Raw genomic sequence first — 26,996 nt, forward strand, 5'->3', positions numbered from 1 at the left:
GGCAATGGCCCCATTGCCAAACGCGGCGGTGCCCGCAGCGGATGCCGTGGTGTAGACGCTGCCATCGGCGGCCCCGCCAACGGCGGTAGCTTCCTCTCCCGATGCCACAGCACCGACGCCTATGGCAGTGGCAACCGCTCCGCTCGCTTCAGCCTGCGCACCTATTGCTACGCTCAAATTGCCGGAAGCAAGCGAGGCGGCGCCCAGCGACAGGGCGAACTTGCCACCGGCCTGCGCTTCCTGGCCCATGGCCACTGCTGCATCACCACTGGCGATGCTGTCATGGCCAACCGCCACCGCACTGACTTCGCTGGCGACGGAGTTGGCACCCAGGGCCAAAGCGTTGTCGCCCAGGGCAGTGGCGCCGGCACCATAAGCCGAGGCCGACGCGCCCATCGCATTGGCAGCTTGGCCCGAGGCAGTTGCGCCCTCGCCTTCGGCATACGCGCCAACATCGCTGCCAGAACTGCCGTCGGCGACGAAGTACTTGCTGGTGTGCTCGGCCACGGCCGCCACCGCATCAAGCTGCGACTTGTTCACCGCATCGGTAGCCTGCGTGGCGGCTGCGACATGGGTGATCTGCCGCTCCTCGCCTTCGGCACCCACCGCTACGCTGTTGACACGATCCGCCAGTGAGCCGGCACCCAAGGCAACGCTGTTGGCAGCAACCGCCTGGGCGCTGGCGCCCAACGCCGTGGAAGCGCTGCCGCGGCTCACACTCGCATGACCGACTGCAATGCTGTTGGCGCCGGCAGCCCAACTGGCGCTGCCCAGCGCGGTGGCATTGAGACGTGTGGCCCGGGCCTGATAGCCGATGGCCGTGGCCTGTGCCGCCGCCGCTTCGCTCAGCGCGCCGGAGGCCAGGGAGAAGTGACCTGTCGCCTGCGAACCGGCGCCCAGTGCAGTTGCGGCATCACCACTGGCAAGGGTGCCAAGATAGTCCTGGTCGTCGGGCGAAAGCATCGCCGGCCCACCCAACGCGACACTACCCTTTGCGCTGGCCACCGCCGTTGCGCCAACAGCCACGCTGTACTGGCCACCCGCCGCAGCAGCTTCACCCGCGGCGACTGCGCCCGCAGCGCCAACCATGGCACCTGCATCGCTGCCGACCATGCCACTTGCCTTGAAGTACTTGTCGGTATTGACCGCAACAGCAGCCACATCATCCAACTGCGCCTTGTTCACTGCATCGGTAGCGGCGGTAGCCGCCGCAACATTGGTGATCTGGCGCTCGTTACCCGCCGAACCAACCGAGACCGAATTGGCCCGCTCAGCCAGCGAGTCCACGCCCAGGGCCACGCTGTTCTCCGCCGAGGCATTCGCGCCGGCACCCACGGCCGTACTCAGCAGGCCGTCCGCGGCACTTAGATAGCCCAGCGCGGTGCTGAAATCACCACTGGCAATGGCCCCATTGCCAAACGCGGCGGTGCCCGCAGCGGATGCCGTGGTGTAGACGCTGCCATCGGCGGCCCCGCCAACGGCGGTAGCTTCCTCTCCCGATGCCACAGCGCCAACGCCTATGGCAGTGGCAACCGCTCCGCTCGCTTCAGCCGACGCACCTACAGCTACGCTCAAATTGCCGGAGGCAAGCGAGGCGGCGCCCAGCGACAGGGCGAACTTGCCACCGGCCTGCGCTTCCTGGCCCAGAGCCACTGCTGCATCACCACTGGCGATGCTTTCATGGCCGACCGCCACCGCACTGACTTCGCTGGCGACGGAGTTTGCGCCCATGGCCAAAGCGTTGTCGCCCAGCGCAGTGGCGCCGGCACCATAAGCCGAGGCCGCCTCGCCCATCGCATTGGCAGCTTCGCCCGAGGCAGTTGCGGCTTCACCTTCGGCATACGCGCCAACATCGCTGGCAGAACTGCCGTTGGCGACAAAATACTTGCTGGTGTGTTCGGCCACGGCCGCCACTGCATCAAGCTGGGATTTGTTCACCGCATCTGTCGCTTCGGTGGCGGCTGCGACATGGATGATCTGCCGCTCACTACCACTGTCGCCTACCGATACGCTGCGCTCGCGGTCAGCGACCGAGCTGGCGCCCAACGCAACGCTGTTGGCCGCGCGTGCGGCAGCCTGCTGACCCAATGCGGTTGAACCATCAGCATCGGCGCTGCTTTTGAAGCCCACGGCAGTGCTTTTTTCGGCAGATGCCCTTGCGCCAGCACCTACCGCTGAAGTGCCCGCAGCAAGTGCCTCGGTGACATCGCCATCGACAGAGACACCGCCGATGGCAACTGCATCCTCGCCCACGGCAGTGGCGCGCACACCCAACGCGATGCTCGAATCCCCTTGGGCGGCGCTGCCCGTACCAATCGCAGTGGCATCAACTGCCATGGCCTGCGCACCATCACCGATGGCGATGCTGCGGTCTGCTCCCGCAAAACCATTGCTGCCAACTGCCAGCGCATTCGCACCGGCCACATAGTTGGCCAGGCCAAACGCGCTGCTGCCATCGCCGTCCACCTGGTTGAAGTTGCCGACGGCAGAACTATTGATGCCACTGGCCGTGTTCACATAACCGAGCGCACTGCTGTAATCGGCAGCAGCAATGTTGTAACTGCCTATCGCCACGCTTTCTGCACCGCTGGCAACGCTGCCAACACCGGCAGCGGTGGCACCAACGCCGCTGGCCTGGGCATCATCGCTGCCGTCCGCCGCGCCGTTGGCGACAAAATACCGGCTGGTCTGCGCGGCGTCGCCGGCAACAGCCTTGAGCTGGGCAAGATTCACCGCATCGGTGTCCTGACTGCCCGCAGCGACATTGCTGATCTGCCGCTCGCTGCCGGCAGCGCCCACCGATACCACGTTGTCACGATCGGCCAGCGCGTGTGCGCCCAAGGCAACACTGTTGCGGCCCTGCGCAACCGCCGCATTGCCCAGCGCCACGCTTCCCAACGCCGAGGCCACGCTCTGCGCACCGATTGCGACCGCATTGCTGCCTGCAGCCGCCGCATCGCCCTGCAGCGCGCAGTCGGCGAGGTTCATGCTGCCCAGTACGATGCACTTGGCATTGCCTCCCACCGCCACTGATTGCGCCTGCAGCGGCGCTACCTGCGCTCCCAGCCCCAAGGCAATTGCGATTGCCAGCGCCTGCAGACGATGGGAGCCTCCTGCGCGCTCGTCCACCAGCGCACCTGGCGCATTGCTGGCAAGTTCCGATGCCACGACCAGCTGTCCCAGTGCCTTGTTCCACACCTTGCGATAAATCCGATTCATCGAAACTGCTCCTGAAGTGGACTGAGTTTTCGCCGCAGGCGTGCTGGCTGATGCGGCATCGACGACTGTTTGCGTTGACGTGTGCTGCTGTCTTTCCCCGTGCTGTTTGCATGCCTCGGGCTCGCGCCCGTCACCGGCACCACGCTGCGAAGTGCAGCTGTGCCTGTAGAGCGGCGCGAGTTTCAGAGCGCTGTGTTTTGAACGTCAAGTTTCGTACTGGCCCCGAAAACCAGCGGTTACAGCGGGAAAAACACGCTGTTTGGCGAAACCCATCATGGTTTTTTTTTGACAAACAACTCTGTTCTGGCACATGCGGATACAGCGTCCGGAGCAGACTTAGAACGACATTCCAGAACGGAAAAAGCCCGCAGGCGTTGGCCTGCGGGCTTCTTGGTTTTCGTATGTGCTGAAACTATCTTTCGGCGTTTTCGCCTGTTCAGCCGCACCATACTCTTGCGTTGCGGAACATCCGCAGCCACGGCGAATCTTCGCCCCAGCTGCCCGGTGCCCAGCTCAGGTTGACGCTGCGCGGGGTACGTTCCGGGTGCGGCATCAGGATGGTGACGCGGCCATCACTACTGGTCAGGCCGGTGATGCCGTCAGGCGAACCATTCGGATTGAGCGGGTACTGGCTGGCCACGCGGCCATCGCCATCGACGTAACGCAGCGCGACACTGGCTGCGGCCTGGTCCACCGCGTTATCGAACTCGGCACGGCCTTCGCCATGCGCCACCGCCACCGGCAGGCGCGAACCGGCCATGCCACGCAGCAGGATGGACGGCGACTCCAGCACTTCAAGCAGCGCAGTACGCGCTTCGAACTGCTCGCTGGCATTGCGCAGGAACTTGGGCCAGTGCTCGGCGCCTGGGATGATGTCCTTGAGCTGGCTCATCATCTGGCAACCGTTGCACACGCCCAGCGCGAAGGTATCCGGGCGTGCGAAGAAGGTCGCAAAGGCCTCACGCAATGCCGGACGTTCGAGGATGGAGGTTGCCCAACCGCGCCCTGCGCCCAGCACGTCGCCGTAGCTGAAACCGCCGCAGGCAGCCATGCCGCGGAAGTCGCTCAGCTGCACGCGGCCTTCGATCAGGTCGCTCATGTGCACGTCGTAGGCATCAAAACCGACGCGCTCGAAGATGTTGGCCATTTCAATCTGGCCATTGACGCCCTGCTCGCGCAGGATCGCCACCTTCGGCCGTGCGCCGGTGGCGATGAACGGTGCTGCCACGTCCTCGGCCGCGTCAAACGACAGCTTCGGCTTCAGCCCCGGCGCGTTGAAATTACGGGCAATGGCGCGTTCCTGATCAGCCGCATCCGGGTTGTCACGCAGCTTCTGCATGGCATGGGTTACCGACCACCAGGCATCGAACAGTTCTTCCCAGCGCCATTCCACCAGCGTGTCGCTGCCCAGTTGCACGCGTACGGCAGCTGCGGTGGTGGGGCGGGCGATGCGCTGTGCACACTCGGTCAGGGCGTGGCGTTCGACCAGGTCGGCAAACGCGGCGCGGTCTTCCTTGGCGATCTGCACCACGGCGCCCAGTTCTTCGTTGAACAGGCTGCGGAACGGATCATCGCCCCAGGCATCGAGCACGATGTCCAGGCCCATGCGCGAGGCAAACGCCATTTCGCACAGTGCGGCGAACGCGCCGCCGTCGCTGCGGTCGTGGTAGGCCAGCAGCAGGCCGGACTCACGTGCATCGCAGATCAATTCAAAGAACGCACGCAGGCGCTGCGGGTCGTCCAGATCCGGCACTTCACCGGCGAATGCCGGCAGCGCACTGTGATCGGCCTGGGTCTGCGCCAGGATCGAACCGCCCAGACGCTGCTTGCCAGCACCCAGACCAATCAACCACAACTCACTTTCGGTTTCGCGGTCGAGCAGCGGCGTGAGCTGTTGGCGGGCATCGCTGACCGGCGCGAACGCGGTGATCACCAGCGATACCGGCGACACCGACTTTTCGGCCTGGCCATCGGCCTGCCACTGCGCCTGCATCGACAGCGAGTCCTTGCCCACAGGAATGCTGATATCCAGCTGCGGGCACAGTTCCATGCCGACGGCCTTGACTGCGTCGTACAGCAGCGCGTCCTCGCCGTTGTGGCCGCAGGCGGCCATCCAATTGGCGGACAGCTTGACCGTATCCAGCGCGGTCACCGGTGCTGCGCACAGGTTGGTGATGGCTTCGCCCACCGCCATGCGCGCCGATGCGGCGGCGTTCAACAGCGCCAGCGGCGTGCGTTCACCCAGCGACATCGCTTCGCCGGCATAGGTATCAAAGCCGGCCAGGGTGATGGCGACATCGGACATCGGCAGCTGCCACGGGCCGATCATCTGCTCGCGCGCAGTCAGGCCGCCAACGCTGCGGTCACCGATGGTGACCAGGAAGCTCTTGGACGCAACGGTCGGGTGTGCAAGCACACGCAGGCCGGCGTCATGCAGATCGATACCGGCGGTCTTCAGCGACGGCCAGCGCGGTGCCGGCGGGTGCACGGCGTCGCGGTGCATCTTCGGCGCCTTGCCGAACAGCACGTCCATCGGCAGATCGATCGGGGCATCGGCCGGGGTATTGCCCGGCGTCGCGCCATAGGCAACGACCAGGTGTTCTTCCGTCGTGGCGACGCCTACGGCGGCGAACGGGCAGCGCTCGCGTGCACAGATGGCGGCGAACTCGGCCAAGCGCTCCTGCGCCACGCCGAGCACATAACGTTCCTGCGACTCGTTGCACCACAGTTCCAGCGGCGACAGCGAGGGATCGTCGGTGGGCACCTTGCCCAGGTCGATCACGCCACCCACGTTGGAGTCGTGCAGCAGTTCCGGAATGGCATTGGACAGGCCACCGGCGCCAACGTCGTGGAAGAACCTGATCGGGTTGTTGCTGCCCATGGCCACGCAACGGTCGATCACTTCCTGGCAGCGGCGTTCCATTTCAGGGTTGTCGCGCTGTACGCTGGCAAAATCGAGGTCTTCGGCACTTTCGCCCGAGGCAACCGACGAAGCCGCACCGCCGCCCAGGCCGATCAACATGGCCGGGCCGCCGAGCACGATCACCGCGTCGCCAGCCTGCAGCTGCAGCTTGTCGACCTGCACGCGATCAATCGCGCCCAGCCCGCCAGCCAACATGATCGGCTTGTCGTAGGCACGGGTGATGCCGTCTTCCGGCAGCTCGAAGCTGCGGAAGTAACCGAGCAGGTTCGGGCGGCCGAATTCGTTGTTGAACGCGGCGCCGCCGAGCGGGCCGTCGAGCATGATGTCCAGGGCGGGCGCCATGCGCGGGTTCAGCGCGCGCGGTGCCTCCCACGGCTGCGGCAGGGTCGGGATGCGCAGGTGCGAGACCGAGAAACCGGTCAGGCCGGCCTTGGGCTTGCCGCCACGGCCGGTGGCACCTTCGTCGCGGATTTCGCCACCGGCGCCGGTCGCGGCGCCCGGGAACGGCGCAATCGCGGTCGGGTGGTTATGCGTTTCCACCTTGATCTGGAACGCGCTGGGCACCACCGCTTCGCTGCGGTACTTGCCGGTGGCCGGGTCCGGGCGATAACGCGCGGCCGGTTCACCTTCAATCACCGCGGCATTGTCGCTGTACGCGCTGAGCGTGTGCTGCGGGGTCTGCTGGTGGGTGTTCTTGATCATCTTGAACAGCGAGCGCTCCTGCGCCTCGCCGTCGATGGTCCAGCTGGCATTGAAGATCTTGTGCCGGCAGTGTTCGGAGTTGGCCTGCGCGAACATCATCAGTTCAACGTCGGACGGGTCACGACCGAGTTCGCTGTAACGCTGGCGCAGGTAATCGATTTCGTCATCAGCCAGGGCCAGGCCGAGGCGCTTGTTGGCCCCTTCCAGGTCATCCAGCGCAATCCGCTCCAGGGTGCCGCGGCCGACATTGTTGAACAGCGCCTGGGCCTGGCCGATATCGGCCAGCAGCGACTGGGTCATCGGGTCGTGCAGCAGCTTGGCAACCGCCGCCTGCTGGGCCGGATCGGCCGGCCAGCCGCTCAGGTCGATGCGGGTACCGCGCTCGACGCGCTGGATCGGCAGGCCGGCACCGCGCACCAGCTCGGTGGCCTTGCTCGACCACGGCGACAGCGTGCCCAAGCGCGGTACCACGAAGCGGGAAACCGCTCCCTCGGCGCGTTCGGCAGCCTGCGGCTGACCCTGCAGGATGCGGCCCAGCGTGGTCTGGTCGACCGCGCCGGCATCAGCGGCCTGGGTGAAATAGACGTGCCAGGCACCGGTGATGCGCAGATCGGCGGCAATGGACTGCAGGCGGGATTCAAGACGTTCGCGGCGGAACGGCGAAAGGGCAGCTGCGCCCTCGAGGACGATCATGTCCGGGAGACCATGGTGGGAATCGGCCCGCGATTGTACCGGACTCGGCCGCCCCAGGCCTCAGCATGGCGGCTACCAGAAGTCCTCAGCAATGACGCGGATCACACCGACAGCTGGCACGGCAGTGCAAACCGCGCAGCCGATTTTGACATCGTTATCCTCAATCGGCCGGCAGCAGCCTGCCGGCACACGGGCTCCCATCCGGGCGTTTTCATTCCTCCCAGCACCTTCTTCAAGGCCTGACACCCGTTTGTCCGGCATGCCGAAGGCGTGCCCGTGCGCGTACCACATCCACCAGAAGGAGACTGACCATGACGGAACATTCCCTGCGCCATTGCCTGCCCCCATTCATCCGCCCTGCCCATTCCGGCGTGCACCTGCGCGCGAGCCTGGTGCTGGCCTTGGCCATGGCGGCCGTGCCTGCGGCCCAGGCCGCCGACTGCAGCGGGGTCAAAGCCTGGCTGGGCACCACCATCTACCAGCCCGGCAACACCTTGCAGAAAGGCGGCGTGCTGTACCAGGTGCGCCAGACCATCTGGAACGCCCCGCCCGATCACCCCGCCGGCCGGCGCTACTACGACAATCTGGGCCGCTGCGACGCCAGCCCGCCCGTTGCCAACAAGCCACCACAGGTCCGCCTGACCTCGCCTGCCGCTGGCAGCAGCTTCATCGCCGGCAGCCCCATCACCTTCAGCGCCGAGGCCAGCGACAGTGATGGCACTGTCCGCAAGGTCGAATTTTTCCGCAACGCGCTGTCCATTGGCAGTGTCGGCAGCGCCCCCTACAGCCTGACCTGGCGGGGCCCGGCAGCGGGCAACTACATCCTCACAGCCGTAGCCACCGATGACCGCAATGCCAGCACCACCTCGGCGCCGGTCCATGTCGTGGTCACCGCCGCCGACAAGGACACCACCCCGCCCTCCATCCCCAACGGGCTGGCGGTGACTTCGCGCACCGCCAACAGCATCGCCCTGCAGTGGAATGCCGCCAGCGACAACCCCGGCGGCAGCGGCATGGCGGCGTACACGCTGTACCGCGATGGCCGGCAGATCGCCTCGGTCGGCGCGGCTGGCTACATCGATGCGGGCTTGCGCGCGGCCACCAGCTATCGCTATGTCGTAAGTGCACGCGACAAGGCGGGCAATGCCTCGGCCATCAGCACAGCCATCAGCGCCACTACCCTGGCCGAGGACACCGGCGGCGGTGATCCTACTGATCCGGGTAAACCAGTTGATCCCGGTAATCCGGTTGACCCAGGCAATCCCGTTGATCCCGGCACGCCGGCCGCAACTGGCAAGCGGGTCATCGGCTACTTCACCCAGTGGGGTATCTATGGCCGCAATTACCGGGTCAAGAACATCGACAGCAGCGGTTCGGCGGCACACCTGACCCACATCAACTACGCCTTCGGCAACGTCCGGAACAACCGCTGCGAAGTCGGCGTCACCCAGGCCGCCAACGCGTCCAGCGGTGCCGGCGGCGATGCCTATGCCGATTACACCCGCAGCTTTGGCGGCAGCGAGAGCGTCAGCGGTGTTGCCGACCGATGGAACCAGCCCCTGCGCGGCAACTGGAACCAGCTCAAGCAACTCAAGGCCAAGCACCCACAGTTGAAGACACTGATCTCGCTGGGCGGCTGGACCTGGTCACGCGGCTTCGCCAGCGCCGCGCGCCCGGAGAACCGCCAAGCGTTCGTCGCCTCCTGCATTGATGCGTATATCAAGGGCAACCTGCCGTTCACTGACAACGCCGGTGGCAAGGGTGTCGCTGCGGGCGTGTTCGATGGCATCGACATCGATTGGGAATACCCGGCCGCCTGTGGGCTGAGCTGTGGCACCCCGGCCGACCGCGACAACTTCACCGCGCTGCTGGCCGAGTTCCGCCGCCAGCTGGATGCGGTGCGGCCGGGGTTGCTGCTGACCGTGGCGGTCGGTGCCGGCATCGACAAGATCCGCCCGACCGACCCGGCGGCCTACCACCGCCACCTGGATTTCATCAATGTGATGACCTATGACTTCCACGGCGCCTGGGCCGGCACCACCAACCACCACAGCGCGCTGTTCAACGCACCGGCCGATCCGTCCCGCGGTGATGCCGCCCTGTACAACAGCAACGACGCCATCGAGGCCTACCTGCAGCGCGGCGTGCCGGCGGCCAAGTTGAACCTGGGCGTGGGCTTCTACGGCCGTGGCTGGACCAATGTAGGCCCCACCAACAACGGTCTGTACCAGAGCGGGCGGCCGGCGAACGGCAGGTTCGAAGCCGGCATCGAGGACTGGAAAGTGCTCAAGAACCTCGGTTGGCCGGTGTATACCGACCCGGCTGCACAGGCCACCTGGCTGTACAACGGCAGCACGTTCTGGAGCGTGGATACCCCGGAAATGCTGGGCCGCAAGATGGCCTACGTCAAAGCGCAGGGCCTGGGCGGTGCTTTCTTCTGGGAGTTCAGCGGCGATGACGCCCAGGGCACCTTGGTCAACAGCATCGGCAAAGGCCTGAAATAAGCCCCGGCCAAAACCACAACGCCCCTCTCGTTACCGGGAGGGGCGTTGCCTTTCACGCGTTGGGCTGCAGGGCTATCAGCGGCTGCCGCCGCCTTCCATGCGGTCCAGCGTTGCCTTCAGCTGGGCCGGCGGCAGGTAGCCACCAAGCTGGGTGCCGTCGGCGGCAAAAATCGCCGGCGTACCGTTGATGCCCAACTGCTGGCCCAGGTTGTACTGCATGGCCACCGGGTTGGTGCAGTTCTTTGCCGGAACCGGCTGGCCGGTCTTGGCGGCGGTCAATGCAGCCTTGCGGTCGCTGGCGCACCAGACCGAGATCATGTCGGTGGCGTCCTTGCTGGCCAGGCCCATGCGCGGGAACGCCAGGTATTCCACCGCAATGCCATTGCGGTTCAGCTCGGCGATGTCCTGATGCAGCTTGCGGCAATAACCGCACTCGATGTCCGTGAACACGCTGATGGTGTGCTTGGCATTGGGCGGCGCAAACACGATGCGATCCGAATGCGGCAGGGTTTCCAGCAGGCCGCGACGGTAGGCCAGCAGGCCCGGGCTGGTGGCCTGGGTCTTGTTGGCGATGTCATACGGGGTGGTCTGCAGCAGGTAGCGGCCGTCATCGGTGACGTACAGCACCTGCCCGGACACGATCACCTCGCGGAAACCGGCGAACGGTGCCGCGCCGATGTAATCGGGCTTGAAATTCGGATCGAGTTCCTTGAGCGCATCGCGCACGCGCTTCTCGACCGCCGCATCGGTGGCCGGGGCGGCAGCTGCGGCAGCGGTTTTGGAGGCTGCGGGCTGTTGCGCACAGGCAGTAAGGCTCAGCGCTCCCAGCAGCGCGGCAATGGCAAATCGGAACATGGCGACCCATCGAAAGAGAACGGGGGGATTCTCGCACACCCGCCGTGCACAGCTCCGCAACCGGCAGCTCACCAGCGGCGGAGGGCGTAAGAACGCAGGCCTGCAGGAGCGGCGCCAGCCGCGAAGCAGCTGAACCGGCAGGTCGCCAGAAATGCCTTTGCTCGGACCTTCCCGACTTCGCGGCTGACGCCGCTCCTACAAAACGCGAGCACTGGTAATGCCGAGCCATGCTCGGCAGAGGCTTTGCCGGTAAGGCCTCTGCCGAGCATGGCTCGGCTCTACAGGTGCGTTTCCGGCTATACCTGCTTCGCGGCTGACGCCGCTCCTACAAAAGCCTCGCGCTGGTAGTGCCGAGCCATGCTCGGCAGAGGCTTTGCCGGTAATGGCCCCAGCCGAGCATGGCTCGGCTCTACAGGTGCGTTTCCGGCTGTACGTGCTTCGCGGCTTACGCCGCTCCTACATAAAGCCGAGCACTGGTAGTGCCGAGCCATGCTCGGCAGAGGCTTTGCCGGTAGTGCCCCAGCCGAGCATGGCTCGGCTCTACAGGTGCGTTTTCGCCTTAACCCACTTCGCGGCTGATGCCGTTCCTGCAAACAAGCACGGCGGCGGCCTGCAACGCAGCCTTAGCCGCGCGGATGGTGATTGCGGTGCAACTTCTGCAGGTGTTCGCGGGCTACCAGGGTATAGATCTGGGTGGTTGACAGGGAACTGTGGCCGAGCAGCATCTGCAGCGCGCGCAGGTCGGCACCGTGATTGAGCAGATGGGTTGCAAAACTGTGGCGCAGGCCGTGCGGGCTGATCTTGCCGGGGTCGATGCCGGCTGCCGCAGCACTGGTCTTCACCAGCGCCCAGAACTGCTGGCGACTGAGCGGGGTACGGTCCACATCGACAAACAAAGGCACCTGCCCGCTCGGGGTCGCGGCGACCGGCTTGCCACCGGCAAGCAGCGGCCGCGCGGTAGCCAGGTAGCGCTCCAGCCAGTACTGCGACTCTTCGCCCAACGGCACCAGCCGCTCCTTGCTGCCCTTGCCGGTGACCCGCAACACGCCCTGACGAAGATTGACCGCATTGGCCGGCAGGTTGACCAGTTCGCTGACCCGCAGGCCAGCCGCATACATCAGTTCCAGCATCGCGCGGTCACGCAGGCCTACCGGCGTGTCCACATCCGGTGCGTTCAACAAGGCCTCGATCTGGCTTTCGGCCAGCGCCTTGGGCAGGGAGCGAGGCAGCTTGGGCGATTCCAGCAGGGCGGCCGGGTCCTCGCTGCGTTCGCCGCGCTTGAGCGCCTGGGCAAAGAAGGCCCGCAGCACCGACAGCAGACGCGCGTTGCTGCGCGCAGTCCAACCGTGCCGGGTACGCCAGGCCAGGTAATCGAACAGGCCGGCGCGATCCATCCCGGCCAGACCATCATTGGCGCCATCGCGCCAGCGCGACAGGCCTTCCAGGTCACGCCGATAGCTGTCCAGCGAGGCTCGGGCCAGGCCGTGCTCAGCCCAGATCGCATCCAGGAAACGTTGGATCAGATGCTCATCGGCAGCGCGCAGGGGCGGCAACTGCTGTACCAGCTGGCGGCGTTCGGCGGGGGTAAGTGCGGCGGACATCGGCGCAAGGATAAGCGTTGCGCCCGCGCCTGCCCATGCACGCCGGTAGCCACAAATCGTATGCTCGGTGCATGAGCACACCTGCCCTCGCCCAGACGCCCCGCCCTTCCGCGATGTTGCTGCGCCGCCTGGCCGCGCTGTTCTATGACCTGTGGCCGGTGCTGGCCTTGTGGATGCTGGTCTCGGCATTGTTCACCGTCGGCTACGCGCTGGCCGGGCACGCCAGCCGCGACAACATCCATCCGTTCAGCGCCCTGCAATGGCTGCTGTGGCTGAGCTGCTGGCTGATTGCCGGGCTGTACGCGACCGAAAGCTGGAAGCGCGGCGGCCAGACCCTGGGCATGCGGCCATGGCGCTTGCGCCTGCAGACCGTGGACGGGCAGTCGCCAAGCCGGGCGCTGCTGTGGAAACGCTATGCGCTGGGCAGCCTGTCGCTGCTGCTGGCAGGGCTGGGATTTTTCTGGGCACTGGTCGACCGCGAACGCCTGACCCTGCACGACCGCCTGAGCGGCACCCGCCTGCAGAAACTGTAGTGCCGAGCCATGCTCGGCAGGGGCATCACCAACATTGCCAGATGTAGTGCCGAGCCATGCTCGGCAAGGGGCCTTCCACACAGCCCTAGTAGGAGCGGCGTAAGCCGCGAAGCTACACACCCATACGATTGCAGGGATGCCGGTGATTTCATTGTCACCGGCTTCGCGGCTTACGCCGCTCCTACAACAACCTTGCTATCAGCCTACCCGCCGTCGTGACAGCCAGGCGGAGATGCCCAGCATCATGATCGGGGGCAATGCGTAGGCGATGCGGTAATCGAACTTCAACGCACCGGCCATGCGCCCGAAGAACATCTGCAGCAGCAGGAAGCCCAGCGCGAACAGCATCCCCAGGAACAGGCGTTTGCCCATGCCACCGCTGCGCAGCGAACCAAACGCGAACGGAACCGCCGCCAGACACAGCGCCAGCACGTTCAGCGGGTAGAACCAGCGGCCCCAATAGGTATCTTCGTAATCACGCGCATCCAGACCGTTACGCTTGCGGTAATCGATGCTGGTCTTCAGCTCGCCGGCGCTGAGGTTGCGCGGTTTGGCCAGGCCCGACGCCAAGGCCGCCGCATCCAGCTTGGACGCCCATTTCTCGCTGGGCAGTTCCTGGCGGCTGACCGAACGCTCACCGAACGTATCGCGACGCACCGTTTCCAGCACCCAACCCTGGTGGTCGTGGCGCGCAGTCTTGGCGTGGGTCAGGCTCAACAGACGGCCGTCTTCACCCAACTGGTACAGACGCACGTCATGCAGCAGCAGGGTCGACTGGCCATCGGCACCGACCTGTTCTTCGCCGGTCTGCGCATTGAGGAAGATGTCGCCCTCGCGCGCCCACAGGCCCGAATAGCGGGCGGTAGCGATATCGGTGTTGTAACGGGCACTGGTCTTGAGCGCATCGGCGCGGTTCTGCGCCCAGGGCGACAGAGTCTCACCGTTGACCACCATCAGCACGGTCAGCAGCGACAACGAGATCGCCACCGATACGGCAATGCGCCGACGCGACAGGCCAATCGCACGCAATGCGGTCAGCTCCGAAGTGGCAGCCAGCTGCCCCAGGCCCATCAGGGCGCCGATCACCGCCGCCATCGGGAACACGGTGTAGGCCCGGCGCGGCAAGGTATAGGCCACCCAGGCCAAGGCATGGCCGAAGCTGTAATGCCCCTGGCCGATTTTCCCGGCCTCGCCGGACAAGGCCATGATCGCGTCCAGGCCCAGCAGCACCATCCACACCACCAACACCGTGAGCAGCACGGTACGGCCTACGTAGATGTCATGGATCCGCGGCAGCAACCTCATGCCTTGGCTCCCACGCGGCGGCGGCTCAGGCGCCCATCACGGAAATACAGCCATAGCGCCAGGATCAGCAAGGGCAAGGTCAACCACCACATGCCCGCCTCCACCGGCAGCTTGCCCGACGCCAGCCACTGCTTGCCGAGAATGCTCAGGCTCACGCCCAGCGTATATGCGAGGAAGGCCACCATGATGCGGCCGTAGCGCTGCTGGCGCGGTGCGCTGCGGGCAAGCGGCAGGGTCAGCAGTGCAAATGCCAGGGCCAGCAGCGGCGGGGTGAGCCGCCAATGCAGCTGGGCCTTGGCCTCAGGCCGCGCATCCCCCAGCAACTGCCGGGTGGGCAACATTTCCGGATCATTCTGGTCGCGCACTTCGTCGCGGTCCGGAAGGGCCACCTCGTTGCGCGCATAGCGCATCAGCCGGTAGTCCAGGGCGCCGTTTTCCGGGCCCTCGACCCGATAACCGTCTTCCAGGCGCAGGTAGCGCTGGCGATCGCCTTCAAAGAACATTGCGCCGCTGTTGGCCGATACCACGTCGATACGCCCTTCCTTCTGCCGCTGCATGAACACCTTGCCCATCTTGGTGCCATCGCCGGCCAATGAAGACAGGTAAACCACGCCACCACCGGACAACGGGGTGAACTGGCCCGGCTCCAACCCGGCCACCACCATGCTGCGGCTGGCGTCCTGCAGCATCCGCTCGGCGCTGCGGTCGGCCCAAGGGCCCAGCCACAACGAGCAGGCCGCCACCAGGGCCACGACCGGCACGGTCAGCAGCAGGATCGGCTTGAGCATGCGCTTGGGGCCGACGCCGACCCCGGTGAGCACGGCCATTTCTGAATCGCGGTACAGCCGCGCGATCGACAGCGCCAGCCCCAGCATCAGCGCCAACGGCAGGATGATGGGCAGGTAGACGATGAACTGCAGGCCCAGCTGGGACAGCATCAGCCCGGCGGGGATGCGCCCATCGGCGATGCGGCCGAGGATGTCGACCAGCACACCGCCCATGCTGACTACCAGAAGTACGGTCAAAGTGGCCAGAAAGCTCTGGAGGAAGTCACTCAGCAGGTAGCGGTCAAGCTTCGCCATAGGGTCGGTGGTTTAAACTCTCGGTTTAGTCCGCAGAACGCCCGGCCTCGATGGCCCCGCGTATACAGCCTGCGATTGTACGGATTTGGCAACGGAATCTGATCAATGTCTCTGGAATTCACCCTGAACCACGCCGCCCCCGCCTCTGCCGAGGTGGATTGCGTCATTGTTGGCGCCTTCTCTGACAAGACGCTGTCACCGGCCGCAAAGGCCCTGGATACGGCCTCTGAAGGCCGTTTGGCGGCGCTGATCGAGCGCGGCGATGTCGGCGGCAAGACCGGCAACACCACTTTGCTGCACGATCTGGCCGGCGTCAGCGCTCCGCGCGTGCTGGTGGTTGGCCTGGGCGACCCGGCCAAGTTTGGCGTGGTGCAGTACCTGAAGGCCGCCGGCGACGCCGCCCGCGCCCTGAAGGCCGGCAACACCCGCAGCGCGCTGTTCACCCTGAACGAACTGGACGTCAGCGGCCGCGACAGCGCCTGGAAGGTGCGTCAGGCGGTGATCACCGCCAACCACGCCAGCTACCGCTACACCGCCACCCTGGGCAAGAAGAAGCCCGAAGCCCCGGGTCTGGAATCGCTGGCCATTGCCAGCAGCGACGAAACCGCGCTGCTGCAGGGCCAGGCCATCGCCGCCGGCGTGGAATACGCCCGCGAGCTGGGCAACCTGCCGCCGAATTACTGCACCCCGGCCTACCTGGCCGAATCCTCGGTCAAGTTCGCCGCCGAGCATGACGGCGCCGAAGCCGAGATCCTGGACGAGGCGCAGATGGAAGCGCTGGGCATGGGCTCGCTGCTGGCCGTGGCCCGTGGTTCGGCCAACCGCCCCAAGCTTGTCGTGCTGAAGTGGAACAATGGCGGTGAGGCCAAGCCCTACGTGCTGGTTGGCAAGGGCATCACCTTCGATACCGGCGGCGTCAACCTGAAGACCCAGGGCGGCATCGAGGAAATGAAGTACGACATGTGCGGTGGCGCCAACGTCATCGGCACCTTTGTCGCCACGGTCAAGGCCAAGCTGCCGCTGAACCTCGTTGTAGTCGTGCCGGCGGTGGAAAACGCCATCGACGGCAATGCTTACCGTCCGTCGGACGTGATCACCTCGATGTCGGGCAAGACCATCGAAGTGGGCAATACCGACGCCGAAGGCCGTTTGATCCTGTGCGATGCGCTGACCTATGCGCAGCGTTTCGAGCCGGCCGCCCTGATCGACGTGGCCACCCTCACCGGCGCCTGCATGGTGGCCCTGGGCCACCAGACCGCCGGCCTGATGAGCAAGCACGACGACCTGGCCAACGAACTGACCGCTGCTGGCGAGAACGTGTTCGACCGCGCCTGGCGCCTGCCGCTGTGGGACGAGTACCAGGGCATGCTGGATTCAAGCTTTGCCGACGTCTACAACATCGGCGGCCGCTGGGCCGGCGCCATCACCGCTGGCTGCTTCCTGTCGCGCTTCACCGAAGGCCAGCGCTGGGCGCACCTGGATATCGCCGGCGTTGCCAGCGATGAAGGCAAGCGCGGCATGGCCACCGGTCGCCCGGTTGGCCTGCTGACCCAGTGGCTGCTGGACCGCGTTGCCTGAGCAAAGCCAGGGTCGAAAACAGGGCCTGCGCCGGGTTGTACCCGGCGCAAGCTCCTGCTGACCCCGCTGTTTCACCCTCTTCCTTCCACTTCCTAGTGACCTGATGCGCGCCGACTTCTACCTGATCGCCAAGCCGCGTTTTCTCACCGAACCGTTGAAGCTGGTGTGCGAGCTCGCACGCAAGGCCAACGACGGCGGTCTGTACACGCTGGTTCTGGCCCGCGACCAGGCCCAGGCCGAGGAACTGGACGAGCTGCTGTGGTCGTTCGACCCGGACGCCTATATTCCGCACCAGATCATCGGTGAGGACGTGGATGAGGAAGAAGCCATCGTGCTGATCGCCGCGCCCGGCGCCGAAGCACCGGAGCGGCCGCTGGTCATCAACCTGCGCGATGAGCCCTACCTGGGCAGCTGCGACCGCGTGCTGGAAGTGGTGCCGGCCGACCCCGAAGCCCGCGAACCGCTGCGTGAGCGTTGGCGCCAGTACAAGGCCGCCGACTACACGCTCAACAAATACGATATGTAAGGGATTACACGCATGCGCCTGCTGATTGCCATCCTGCTGCCGTGGCTGGCCTTTTTCACCATTGGCCGCCCGATTTCCGGCATTGTCTGTCTCATCCTGCAGATCACCTTGATTGGCTGGCTGCCCGCAGCCATCTGGGCTGCCTATGCCGTCAGCCAGTACCACACCGACAAAAAGATCCAGCGCGCACTCGGCCGCTGATCCCCCTCCCGCTTTTACCGGTTCCCCCGCATGACCCAACTCGCCTCCAGCTACGACCCCAAATCCTTTGAAACCGCGCTCTATGAGTCGTGGGAGAAGGCCGGCCTGTTCAAGCCGTCCGGCAAGGGCGAGCCGTACACCATCCTGCTGCCGCCGCCGAATGTCACCGGCACCCTGCACATGGGCCACGCCTTCCAGCAGACGCTGATGGACGCGCTGATCCGCTACCACCGCATGCGTGGCTACGACACGCTGTGGCAGGTAGGTACCGACCACGCCGGCATCGCCACCGAAATGGTGGTCAGCCGCAACCTGGCGATGGAAGGCAAGGGCGAAACCCGCGACTCGCTGGGCCGCGATGGCTTCATCGACAAGGTGTGGGAGTGGAAGGCACATTCGGGCAACGTGATCGAAGGCCAGATGCGCCGCCTCGGCACGTCGGCCGACTGGTCGCGCAGCACCTTCACCATGGACCCGGGCCCGAGCGAGGCGGTGATCGAGTCTTTCATCCGCTGGCACGAGCAGGGCCTGATCTACCGTGGCCAGCGCCTGGTCAACTGGGACCCGGTGCTGAAGACCGCCATTTCCGACCTGGAAGTGGAGAGCGTGGAAGAAGACGGCTTCATGTGGTCGATTGCCTACGCGCTCAACGACGGTGCCAGCTATGAGCACGTCGAAGTGGACGCCGACGGCAACGAAACCCTGCGCGAGACCCGCAACTATCTGGTCGTGGCCACCACCCGTCCGGAAACCCTGCTCGGCGACACCGCAGTGATGGTGCACCCGGAAGACGGCCGCTACGCACACCTGATCGGCAAGAGCGTGACCCTGCCGCTGACCGGCCGCAGCGTGCCGGTGATCGGTGACGATTACGTCGACAAGGCGTTCGGCACCGGCGTGGTCAAGGTGACCCCGGCGCACGACTTCAACGATTACCAGGTGGGCGTGCGTCACAGCCTGCCGATGATCAACCTGTTCACCACCACCGCCACGCTCAACGAGAACGCCCCGCAGCAGTACCAAGGGCTGGACCGTTACGAAGCGCGCAAGGTGATCCTGGCCGAGCTGGAAGACCTGGGCATCCTGGTCGAGACCAAGGCGCACAAGCTGCAGGTGCCGCGCGGCGACCGTACCGGCCAGGTGATCGAGCCGTATCTGACCGACCAGTGGTTCGTGAAGATGGACGGGCTGGCCAAGCGCGGTCTGGAGCTTGTGGAGAACGGCTCCATCAAGTTCGTGCCGGGCAACTGGATCAATACCTACCGCCATTGGATGGAGAACATCCAGGATTGGTGCATCAGCCGCCAGCTGTGGTGGGGCCATCGCATCCCGGCGTGGTTCGACGAAGCTGGCAACTGCTACGTGGGCCGCAACGAAGCCGAAGCCCGCGCCAAGGCCGGGCTGGGCGACGACGTGCTGCTGACCCAGGACAGCGACGTGCTTGAGACCTGGTTCTCCTCGCAGCTGTGGCCGTTCTCCACCCTCGGCTGGCCGAATGAAGCAGCGATGGCCGAGCGCGGCTTTGAGCGCTACCTGCCGTCGAACGTGCTGATCACCGGCTTCGACATCATCTTCTTCTGGGTGGCGCGCATGATCATGGCCACCGACAGCTTCACCGGCCAGATCCCGTTCAAGGACGTCTACATCACCGGCCTGATCCGCGACGGTCAGGGCCAGAAGATGTCCAAGTCCAAGGGCAATGTGCTGGACCCGCTGGACATCATCGACGGCATCACCATCGACGATCTGGTTGCCAAGCGCACCCATGGCCTGATGCAGCCGAAGATGGCCGAGAAGATCGAGAAGGCCACGCGCCGCGAATTCCCGGACGGCATCATCGCCCACGGTGCCGATGCGCTGCGCTTCACCATCGCCGCGCTGGCTACGCATGGCCGCGACATCAAGTTCGACATGAGCCGCGCCGAGGGCTACAAGAACTTCTGCAACAAGCTGTGGAACGCCAGCCGCTTCACCCTGATGAACACCGAGGGTGCGAGCTTCACCGGCGCACTGCAGCCGCGTACCGATGCCGAAAAGTGGATCCTCTCGCGTCTGGCCAAGGTCTCGGCCGAAGCGCAGCAGCACTTCGCCGACTACCGCTTCGACCTGTTGTCGCAGGCGCTGTACGAGTTTGTCTGGAACGAGTTCTGCGATTGGTTCCTGGAACTGACCAAGCCGGCGCTCAACGGTGACAACGCCGAAGACGCAGCCAGCACCCGCCACACCCTGCTGTACGTACTGGAAGCGGTGCTGCGTTTGCTGCACCCGCTGACCCCGTTCGTCACCGAGCAGCTGTGGCAGCAGGTGGCACCGCGCCTGGGCATCACCGATGCGTCCTTGTCGCTGCGTGCCTACCCGACCGCAGCGGAGTTTGCCGGCGATTACGCGCAGGCCGAAGTCGACGTGGAGTGGTTCAAGAGCATGGTCAGCGCGTTGCGCCGCGTGCGCAGCGAGTTGAACGTGCCGCCGTCCAAGCAGGTGTGTCTGTTGTTGCAGGGCGGCCAGGAAGCTGACCGTGCACGCGTGGAGCGCTTTGCCTCGCAGCTGCGCTTCCTGCTCAAGCTGGAGAGCATCGACTGGTTGGCGGCTGATGCGGTGACGCCACCGGCGGCGGCGGCGATTGTCGGCGAACTGAAGTTGCTGGTGCCGCTGGAAGGCCTGGTGGATCTGGATGCCGAGCGTGCACGTCTGGACAAGGAAATCGCCCGCGTTTCTTCGGAGAAGGACAAGAGCGAGGTCAAGCTGTCCAAGTTCACTGACAAGGTGCCGGCAGCGGTGGTCGAGCAGGAACGTGTGCGGCTTATCGATTGGAACAGCCAGCTGGCCGGTCTGCAGGAGCAGCGCGCGAAGCTGTAAGGCCTGCTGATTGCTGTTGTGGAAAACGCCGCCTTCGGGCGGCGTTTTCTTTTGTGCGTATTGAACACGGAGAGCTGAAAGCCAAAGTCAAAAGCCCCCTCATCCGCCCTGTCGGGCACCTTCTCCCGCAAGCGGGAGAAGGGAACGCAATGCGCCCATGCACTTCTGCGGGGTTACTGAGCAATCGGCTCTATGCGCTCCGGCTCCGGCTCCGGCTTCGGCTTCGGCTTCGGCTTCGGCTTCGGCTCGAGCGTGATCGCGCGGCCAACCCATCACAACGCAAAAATCATTGCAGTCCCTTCTCCCGCGCGCGGGAGAAGGTGCCCGACAGGGCGGATGAGGGGGCTCTTTGTTCTTGGCTTTTGGTTTTGCCTTTTGCCTTCCCCTCCCCACAACCCCAACACCCTCAATCCCAGCTACCCTCAACAAGCCACCAAAAAACACCCATCCAAATGTCACTCGGCATCTTCTGCGCCGTCCTGTTCGCCGCCCTGCTCCATGCCAGTTGGAACGCCATCGTCAAACTCGGTGGCGACAAACTGCTGACCACCATCTTGGTCACCGGCTGGGCCGCCGTGCTGTCAGCCATGGTCCTGCCCTGGCTGCCAGCACCTGCAGAACAAAGCTGGCCTTGGCTTGCTGCCTCCGCCGTGCTGCAGACCGGCTACTACGTGCTTGTCGCCCGCGCCTACCACAGCGCCGACATGAGCCTGTCCTACCCGTTGATGCGCGGCTGCGCGCCGCTGCTGGTCGCCGTCGCCGGCACCTGGCTGTTCAACGAACACCTGCCCGCCAGCGCCTGGGCAGGGATCGCCCTGATCAGCAGCGGCATCCTGTGCATGGCCGGCAGCAGCAAGGGCGGCAACCTCCGCCTGCCGCTGTGCATCGCCGTGGTCATCGCCACCTACACCCTCGTCGACGCGCAGGGCGCGCGATTGTCGGGCAATGCCCTGAGCTACACGCTGTGGTTGTTTCTGCTATCCGGTCTGCCGCTGCCGCTGTGGGCGCTGTTCGCCCGCCGCGCGCAATTGAACAGTTATCTGCGTGGCAACTGGCAGCTCGGCCTGGTCGGCGGCATCGGCACCACCGCCTCGTATGCGATCGCACTATCGGCAATGACGCTTGCGCCGGTGGCGGTGATCGCAGCGCTGCGCGAAACCTCGATCCTGTTCGCGTTGTTGATATCGGCGCTGCTGCTGAAAGAACACATCAGCCGCCGGCGCCTGCTTGCCGCCGTGCTGATCGTCGCCGGTGTAATGCTGCTGCGGCTTGCCTGACAAGCGCGCCCTGAAAGCCTGGCTTACAGCGGCGGCATCACGCTGATGTCGTCGTCCACCAGCTCCATCGCCATCACCAGCGCATCTTCTCGCCCGTTGCTGGTGGGGTAATAACGCGGCCGCCGGCCAATCTCGTTGAACCCTTCGCTGTGGTACAGCGCGATGGCCGAAGCATTGGACGGACGCACTTCCAGGAACACACGCAGCGCACCGCGCTGGCGGGCAACCCGCACCAGCTCGCGCAGCAAGCGCCGGCCATGGCCGCGCGACTGGCACAAGGGATCAACACAGACGTTGAGCACATGCGCCTCATCGGCGGCGAGGCTGAGCACGCCGTAGCCGACGATGCCATCGTCCTGCACCAATACCCGGCTTGGGTAATCGGCACGCAGGCAGTCCTGGAAGATGCCGCGCGTCCACGGGAACGGATAGGCGCGCAGTTCCACCTCCATCACCGCATCCAGATCCCCGTCATACATGGGACGCAGGACTGTGCCCAACGTGCTCATTGCCGCGATTTCCGCCGCAATGCCCGCAGCTGCGGCCACAGGGCACGCTTGGCCGCCGGATTGGCGCGCAGCTCGGCCAGCGGCCAGCTGTCCATCAAAACCCGCGTCTGCGGGTCGTTCGGGTTGCAGCCGGAAGCCCGCAACAAGGCGATCTGCAGGCGATCGGGCATGCGCAGGCCACCACTGCGGCGCGCTCCGCCGGTTGCGCCCACAACAGACACCGGCGCCGGCGCGGTACTGGGTGCCTCCGGCGCCTTGGCTGCGGTTTCCCGCGGCGGCGCAGCGGCAACCGGTGTGTTCATCACCGCTGCCTGCGGCGGCGTACGTTTCACCGCCTGCGCCGGAGCATCAAACGCCGGTGTGGCGACGGCGGGCGGTGCGTCCAGCGCACTGCCCTCCAGATACACGGTATAGCCCATCGCCTGCAGCCATGCCTGCTGCTCCGCGGTCCACACCGGTTCGGGCGAGAAGCCGATCACTGCACCTTGCCAGCCGGTTGCCGAAAGCGTTGCAGCAGCCACATCACCGGCCCGGACAGCGCGTAGATCACGCCGACCACCAGCAAGGTGCGCGCAGGATCCAGCACCACGATAGAAATCACGATCGGTACCAGCGCCAGCACCATGAACGGCACCCGCTCAGAGCGCGGGCCCTTTTCACTGCCGCCCTTGAAGCTCCAGAACCGGATCCGGCTGACCATCAGCAGGCCGGACAAGATGGTCACGCCCAAGGCCACATAGCGCAGCTGCTCGCCGTTCCAGCCCAGCTCGCCGTCCGCAAAGGCCCAGACAAAGGACATCATCAAGCCGGCCGCAGCCGGGCTTGCCAGGCCGACAAACCAACGCTTGTCGACCGTTCCCACCTGGGTATTGAAGCGGGCCAGCCGCAGCGCGGCGCAGGCGGCATAGAGAAACGCTGCCGACCAGCCAACCCGGCCCAGCACGTCGCCATCGAACTTCAGGGAAGACAGGGCCCAGTGATACATGACCAGCGCCGGCGCCATGCCGAAGCTGACCAGATCGGCCAGGGAGTCGTATTGCACGCCGAATTCGCTGCTGGTGCCGGTCAAACGCGCAACCCGGCCATCCAGCCCATCCATCACCGCCGCCACGAACACGGCAATGCTGGCGTTGACGAACTGCCCGTTGGAAGCGGCGATGATCGCGTAGAAGCCGGCAAACAGGCCGGCGGTGGTAAACAGGTTCGGGAGCAGGTAGATGCTGCGCGAACGGGGTGGTGGTCTCAATTCGTCCATACCGGCCAGTTTAATCGACTTGCCAGCCACGTCACCGGGTGCTGCAATCGCCCCCTGCCCTGTTTCGGTGTCTGGAGTTGCCATGCTCGCCCTGTCTCGCCTCTGCTGCCTGCTCGTGCTCACAGCCGCCGCCGGCGCCCACGCCGGCAATCTGTACAAGTGGAAGGACGCCAATGGCGTCACCCAGTACTCGGAACGGCCACCGGCCGGCAAGCCGTACGAAACCCGCCGCATCACCACCAGCGGCGCGTCGATCGCCGAACCGGCGGCAACGGCTGAAGCTGCCGAATCGGAGCAATGCCTGGGTGCGCGCAAAAACCTTGATCTGCTGAACGGCAGCGGCCCGGTGCTGCACGACACCGACGGCGACGGCAAACCCGATGCCCCCCTGGATGACGCCCAGCGCGACGCACAGAAGCGGCTGGCCGAGGCGGCAGCGGCGGCTTATTGCAAGCCGGCGCCGAAGAGTTAAGCCGTCCGGCAATTGCCGGATGCTGACTTTTTGCGGGTTTGAAGGTTGCTGGACGATCAGGTTGTGGGACTGTGGGGCTGTGGGAGCGGCGTAAGCCGCGAAGCTCATAATCCCTGCAATTGCCAACACTTCCGGCAACCTGGATCGGCTGGCTTCGCGGGTTTTCTCCTTTGTCTTCAAGCCAAAGGAAGATTGGGAAGGGTTAGTTTTTGAGGTTCTTCCGTATTCCCGGCTTCGCGGCTTACGCCGCTCCCACCGCTTTGCCCCAGCTTTGCTCCCTCCCCTTGGCCGCAGGCCAAGGGGAGGGTTGGGGAGGGGTTGGCTTTCGGGGCCTTTCTGTATTCCGGGCTTCGCGGCTTACGCCGCTCCTACAGCCTTGCTCCCTCCCTTTGGCCGCAGGCCAAGGGGAGGGCTGGGGAGGGGTTGGTTTTTGAGGCCTTTCCGAAACACCCCGCTTCGCGGCTTACGCCGCTCCCACAGCGCGTTCCCTCCCCTTGCCACTACCCTGACCTGATCGCAGCGGTACGCAGGGGCCTGCAAGGCTGGCAAAATAGCGGATCGTCCGTTCTGCGAAGCCCCCTGCCATGCGCCTTTCCCGTTTCCACCTGCACACCACCAAGGAAACCCCTGCCGACGCCGAGCTGGTCAGCCACCGGCTGATGCTGCGCGCGGGCATGATCCGCAAGCTGGCGTCGGGCCTGTACACCTGGTCGCCGCTGGGCCTGCGTGTGTTGCGCAAGGTGGAAGCCATCGTCCGCGAGGAAATGAATCGCGCTGGCGCGGTGGAACTGCAGCTGCCGACCATCCAGCCCAAGGAACTGTGGGAAGAAACCGGCCGTTGGGAAAAATTCGGCGGCCAGCTGCTGAAAATCAAGGACCGCAAGGAGCAGGAATACTGCTACAGCCCCACCGCCGAGGAAGCCATTACCGACTTCGCGCGCCAGGAGCTGTCCAGCTACAAGCAGCTGCCGGTCAATTTCTACCAGGTGCAGACCAAGTTCCGCGACGAAATCCGCCCGCGTTTCGGCGTCATGCGCTCGCGCGAGTTTCTGATGAAGGATGCCTATTCCTTCCATCTGGACGACGCCAGCCTGGTCGCCGAATACGAAAACATGAAGGCCGCCTACACCCGCATCTTCACCCGCCTGGGTCTGGAATTCCGCGCTGTGCAAGCCGATTCCGGCGCTATTGGTGGCGACGCCTCGCAGGAATTCCACGTGATCGCCGATTCCGGTGAAGACGCGCTGGTGTTCTCCACCGGCTCGGATTACGCCGCCAACGTGGAAGCGGCCATCGCCGCCGACCCGGCTGCACGCACCGGCGCCAGTGAGGCCCTGCGCAAGATCGATACCCCCACCCAGAAAACCTGTGAAGAAGTGGCCGCGCTGATGGGCATCGCCCTGCTGCGCACGGTCAAATCAGTCGCGGTAATGAGCACGGATAATCAGTTCGTGCTGGCACTGGTACGTGGCGACCACGAAATCAATGAAATCAAATTGGCCAAGGTGGCTGGCCTCAACGATTACCGCATGGCCAGCGAAGCGGAGATTGCCGATTATCTGGGCAGCGAGCCGGGTTTCCTCGGCCCCTTGAATCCGCGCAAGCCCATCCGCGTGGTGGCTGACCGTGAAGTGGCGGCAATGGCGGATTTTGTGGTCGGCGCCAATGAGAAAGGTCTGCATATTGCCGGCGTCAATTGGGGCCGCGACCTGGCCGAGCCGGAGGTTGCCGATATCCGCAACGTCAAGGCCGGTGACCGCGCGCGCGACGGTGGTGAGCTGAAGATTACCCGTGGTATCGAAGTCGGCCACGTATTCCAGCTGGGCCGCCAATATGCGCAGGCATTGAAGGCCACCGTGCTGGACCAGAACGGCAAGGCTGCGGTGATGGCGATGGGCTGTTATGGCATTGGTGTGTCGCGCATCGTCGCTGCGGCCATCGAGCAGAACCATGATGAGGTTGGCATTATCTGGCCGGTGAGCATGGCGCCGTGGCAAGCGGTTGTCTGCATGATCAACCCGAAGCAGGACCCGACCGTAACCGCCGCCGCCGAAGCCTTGCTGGTCCAGCTGCAGGCCGCTGGTGTGGACGCCGCGCTGGATGACCGCGGCCTGCGCCCGGGCCAGATGTTTGCCGATATGGAACTGATCGGCATTCCGCACCGCATCGTGGTATCCGAACGCGGCCTGGCCGCTGGCACCGTGGAATACCGCGCACGCAGCGCCAGCGAAGCGGAAAATCTGGATCAGGCAACCGCGATCAGCAGGATTACCGGCTGAATCTGGTGACTTGAAACGCCGGGGCATTGTCCCGGCGTTTTCATTTGCGGATAACATGGAAAACGGTATTTATCTGTCATTCCCGTAACCGGCCCGGTATGCTTTGCCGCGCTGCCACGGAATGGCATTCACCCCCAAACCCATTATCCGGAGTAGTTATTCGATGAGTATCGATCTGTCCCAGCTGTCGGCCAAAGAACTGGCCGTGTTGATCCGCGACGCACAGAAGCGCAAGACCGTTGTCGCCAAGCGCCAGCCGATTGCCAAGGCCCGTGCCCTGGTTGCCGCTGCCGCCAAGAAGGCTGGTTACACCGTCGAAGAGCTGTTCGGCACCGGCGCCGCCGTTGCAGTAAAGGCCCCGCGTGGCGCCAAGGCCAGCAAGGGCGCTGCCAAAACCGGCCGCAAGCTGCCCAAGGTTGAGCCGAAGTACCGCAACCCGGCCAATGCCGCTGAAACCTGGACCGGCCGTGGCAAGCAGCCGCGCTGGCTGGCCGAATACACCAAGGCAGGCCGCAAGGTTGAAGATTTCCTGATCCAGAAGTAATCAATCTGGAATATCGATTACAAACTGGCAGCTGCGGTAATGCTGCCTGGTCAAGTAATTGAGTCACTAGGAAATCCGATGC

Annotated in this window: 18 protein-coding genes and 1 pseudogene; 10 read left to right on the top strand and 9 right to left on the bottom strand. The window is 64.9% G+C overall.

Annotated features, from left to right (window positions below; all coding sequences use genetic code 11):
• The coding region (locus ABE493_RS06930) for an ESPR-type extended signal peptide-containing protein (RefSeq protein ID WP_346498213.1) at positions 1-3,219 on the bottom strand (3,219 nt) is incomplete at its 3' end.
• Between the two features lie 436 nt (positions 3,220-3,655).
• Positions 3,656-7,537 (bottom strand): phosphoribosylformylglycinamidine synthase, encoded by a 3,882-nt coding sequence (purL, locus tag ABE493_RS06935; protein WP_346498214.1) that lies wholly within the window; start codon positions 7,535-7,537, stop codon positions 3,656-3,658.
• Positions 7,538-7,944: 407 nt separating this feature from the next.
• Between purL and ABE493_RS06940 the strand changes: the two genes are divergently transcribed.
• A complete protein-coding gene (locus ABE493_RS06940; protein ID WP_346498296.1) occupies positions 7,945-10,041 on the top strand; it encodes a glycosyl hydrolase family 18 protein in 2,097 nt (698 codons plus the stop codon).
• A 75-nt stretch (positions 10,042-10,116) separates the two neighbouring features.
• On the opposite strand, the gene ABE493_RS06945 is transcribed toward ABE493_RS06940, so the two are convergent.
• Complete coding sequence (locus ABE493_RS06945) at positions 10,117-10,896, bottom strand: DsbC family protein (protein WP_346498215.1); 780 nt, start codon at positions 10,894-10,896, stop codon at positions 10,117-10,119.
• A 623-nt stretch (positions 10,897-11,519) separates the two neighbouring features.
• Positions 11,520-12,497: a site-specific tyrosine recombinase XerD gene (xerD, locus tag ABE493_RS06950; protein ID WP_346498216.1), complete on the bottom strand. Its 978-nt coding sequence runs from the start codon at positions 12,495-12,497 to the stop codon at positions 11,520-11,522.
• 71 nt (positions 12,498-12,568) lie between these two features.
• On the opposite strand from xerD, the gene ABE493_RS06955 reads away from it, so the two are divergent.
• The gene (locus ABE493_RS06955; protein ID WP_346498217.1) at positions 12,569-13,030 is read left to right on the top strand and encodes an RDD family protein; all 462 of its coding nucleotides are present in this window, start codon (positions 12,569-12,571) and stop codon (positions 13,028-13,030) included.
• A gap of 198 nt (positions 13,031-13,228) precedes the next feature.
• On the opposite strand, the gene lptG is transcribed toward ABE493_RS06955, so the two are convergent.
• Both lptG and lptF read right to left on the bottom strand, forming a co-directional pair.
• Positions 13,229-14,335 (bottom strand): LPS export ABC transporter permease LptG, encoded by a 1,107-nt coding sequence (gene lptG, locus ABE493_RS06960; protein WP_346498218.1) that lies wholly within the window; start codon positions 14,333-14,335, stop codon positions 13,229-13,231.
• Positions 14,332-15,417 (bottom strand): LPS export ABC transporter permease LptF, encoded by a 1,086-nt coding sequence (gene lptF / locus ABE493_RS06965; protein WP_346498219.1) that lies wholly within the window; start codon positions 15,415-15,417, stop codon positions 14,332-14,334. Before lptF ends, lptG begins: the two co-directional genes overlap by 4 nt.
• 105 nt (positions 15,418-15,522) lie before the next feature.
• On the opposite strand from lptF, the gene ABE493_RS06970 reads away from it, so the two are divergent.
• The 5 genes from ABE493_RS06970 (at position 15,523) to ABE493_RS06990 (ending at position 21,855) form a co-directional block, all read left to right on the top strand.
• Positions 15,523-16,995, top strand: a complete 1,473-nt coding sequence (locus tag ABE493_RS06970) for a leucyl aminopeptidase (RefSeq protein ID WP_346498220.1) — start codon at positions 15,523-15,525, stop codon at positions 16,993-16,995.
• A 100-nt stretch (positions 16,996-17,095) separates the two neighbouring features.
• Entirely contained in the window at positions 17,096-17,521 is a 426-nt protein-coding gene (locus ABE493_RS06975; protein WP_346498297.1) for a DNA polymerase III subunit chi, read from the top strand.
• A 12-nt stretch (positions 17,522-17,533) separates the two neighbouring features.
• A complete protein-coding gene (locus tag ABE493_RS06980) occupies positions 17,534-17,722 on the top strand; it encodes a YqaE/Pmp3 family membrane protein (RefSeq protein ID WP_057627321.1) in 189 nt (62 codons plus the stop codon).
• 30 nt (positions 17,723-17,752) lie between these two features.
• A complete protein-coding gene (locus tag ABE493_RS06985) occupies positions 17,753-20,578 on the top strand; it encodes a valine--tRNA ligase (protein WP_346498221.1) in 2,826 nt (941 codons plus the stop codon).
• 452 nt (positions 20,579-21,030) lie between these two features.
• Complete coding sequence (locus tag ABE493_RS06990) at positions 21,031-21,855, top strand: EamA family transporter (RefSeq protein WP_346498222.1); 825 nt, start codon at positions 21,031-21,033, stop codon at positions 21,853-21,855.
• A 23-nt stretch (positions 21,856-21,878) separates the two neighbouring features.
• Here the strand turns inward: ABE493_RS06990 and rimI are convergent, their stop codons facing one another.
• From rimI to pssA, 3 genes are read right to left on the bottom strand one after another with little or no spacing between them, the layout of a single operon-like run.
• Positions 21,879-22,364: a ribosomal protein S18-alanine N-acetyltransferase gene (gene rimI / locus ABE493_RS06995; RefSeq protein ID WP_346498223.1), complete on the bottom strand. Its 486-nt coding sequence runs from the start codon at positions 22,362-22,364 to the stop codon at positions 21,879-21,881.
• Positions 22,361-22,783, bottom strand: coding sequence for an alanine acetyltransferase (locus ABE493_RS07000; RefSeq protein WP_346498298.1), 423 nt, complete (start codon positions 22,781-22,783; stop codon positions 22,361-22,363). Before ABE493_RS07000 ends, rimI begins: the two co-directional genes overlap by 4 nt.
• Positions 22,784-22,839: 56 nt before the next feature.
• Positions 22,840-23,619 carry a CDP-diacylglycerol--serine O-phosphatidyltransferase gene (gene pssA, locus ABE493_RS07005; RefSeq protein ID WP_346498299.1) on the bottom strand — a complete coding sequence of 260 codons (780 nt, stop codon included), beginning with the start codon at positions 23,617-23,619 and terminating at the stop codon, positions 22,840-22,842.
• An 82-nt stretch (positions 23,620-23,701) separates the two neighbouring features.
• Here pssA and ABE493_RS07010 point away from each other — a divergent pair, with 82 nt between their 5' ends.
• The 3 genes and pseudogenes from ABE493_RS07010 to ABE493_RS07020 all read left to right on the top strand — a co-directional run.
• Positions 23,702-24,091 (top strand): DUF4124 domain-containing protein, encoded by a 390-nt coding sequence (locus tag ABE493_RS07010; protein ID WP_346498224.1) that lies wholly within the window; start codon positions 23,702-23,704, stop codon positions 24,089-24,091.
• Positions 24,092-24,675: 584 nt separating this feature from the next.
• Positions 24,676-26,370: a proline--tRNA ligase gene (locus tag ABE493_RS07015; protein WP_346498225.1), complete on the top strand. Its 1,695-nt coding sequence runs from the start codon at positions 24,676-24,678 to the stop codon at positions 26,368-26,370.
• A 163-nt stretch (positions 26,371-26,533) separates the two neighbouring features.
• Positions 26,534-26,911: pseudogene (locus tag ABE493_RS07020) on the top strand (H-NS family nucleoid-associated regulatory protein); the annotation flags it as partial.
• Between the last annotated feature and the right edge of the window lie 85 nt (positions 26,912-26,996).

Source organism: Stenotrophomonas terrae (assembly GCF_039674165.1).
Taxonomy (GTDB): Bacteria; Pseudomonadota; Gammaproteobacteria; order Xanthomonadales; family Xanthomonadaceae; genus Stenotrophomonas; species Stenotrophomonas terrae_A.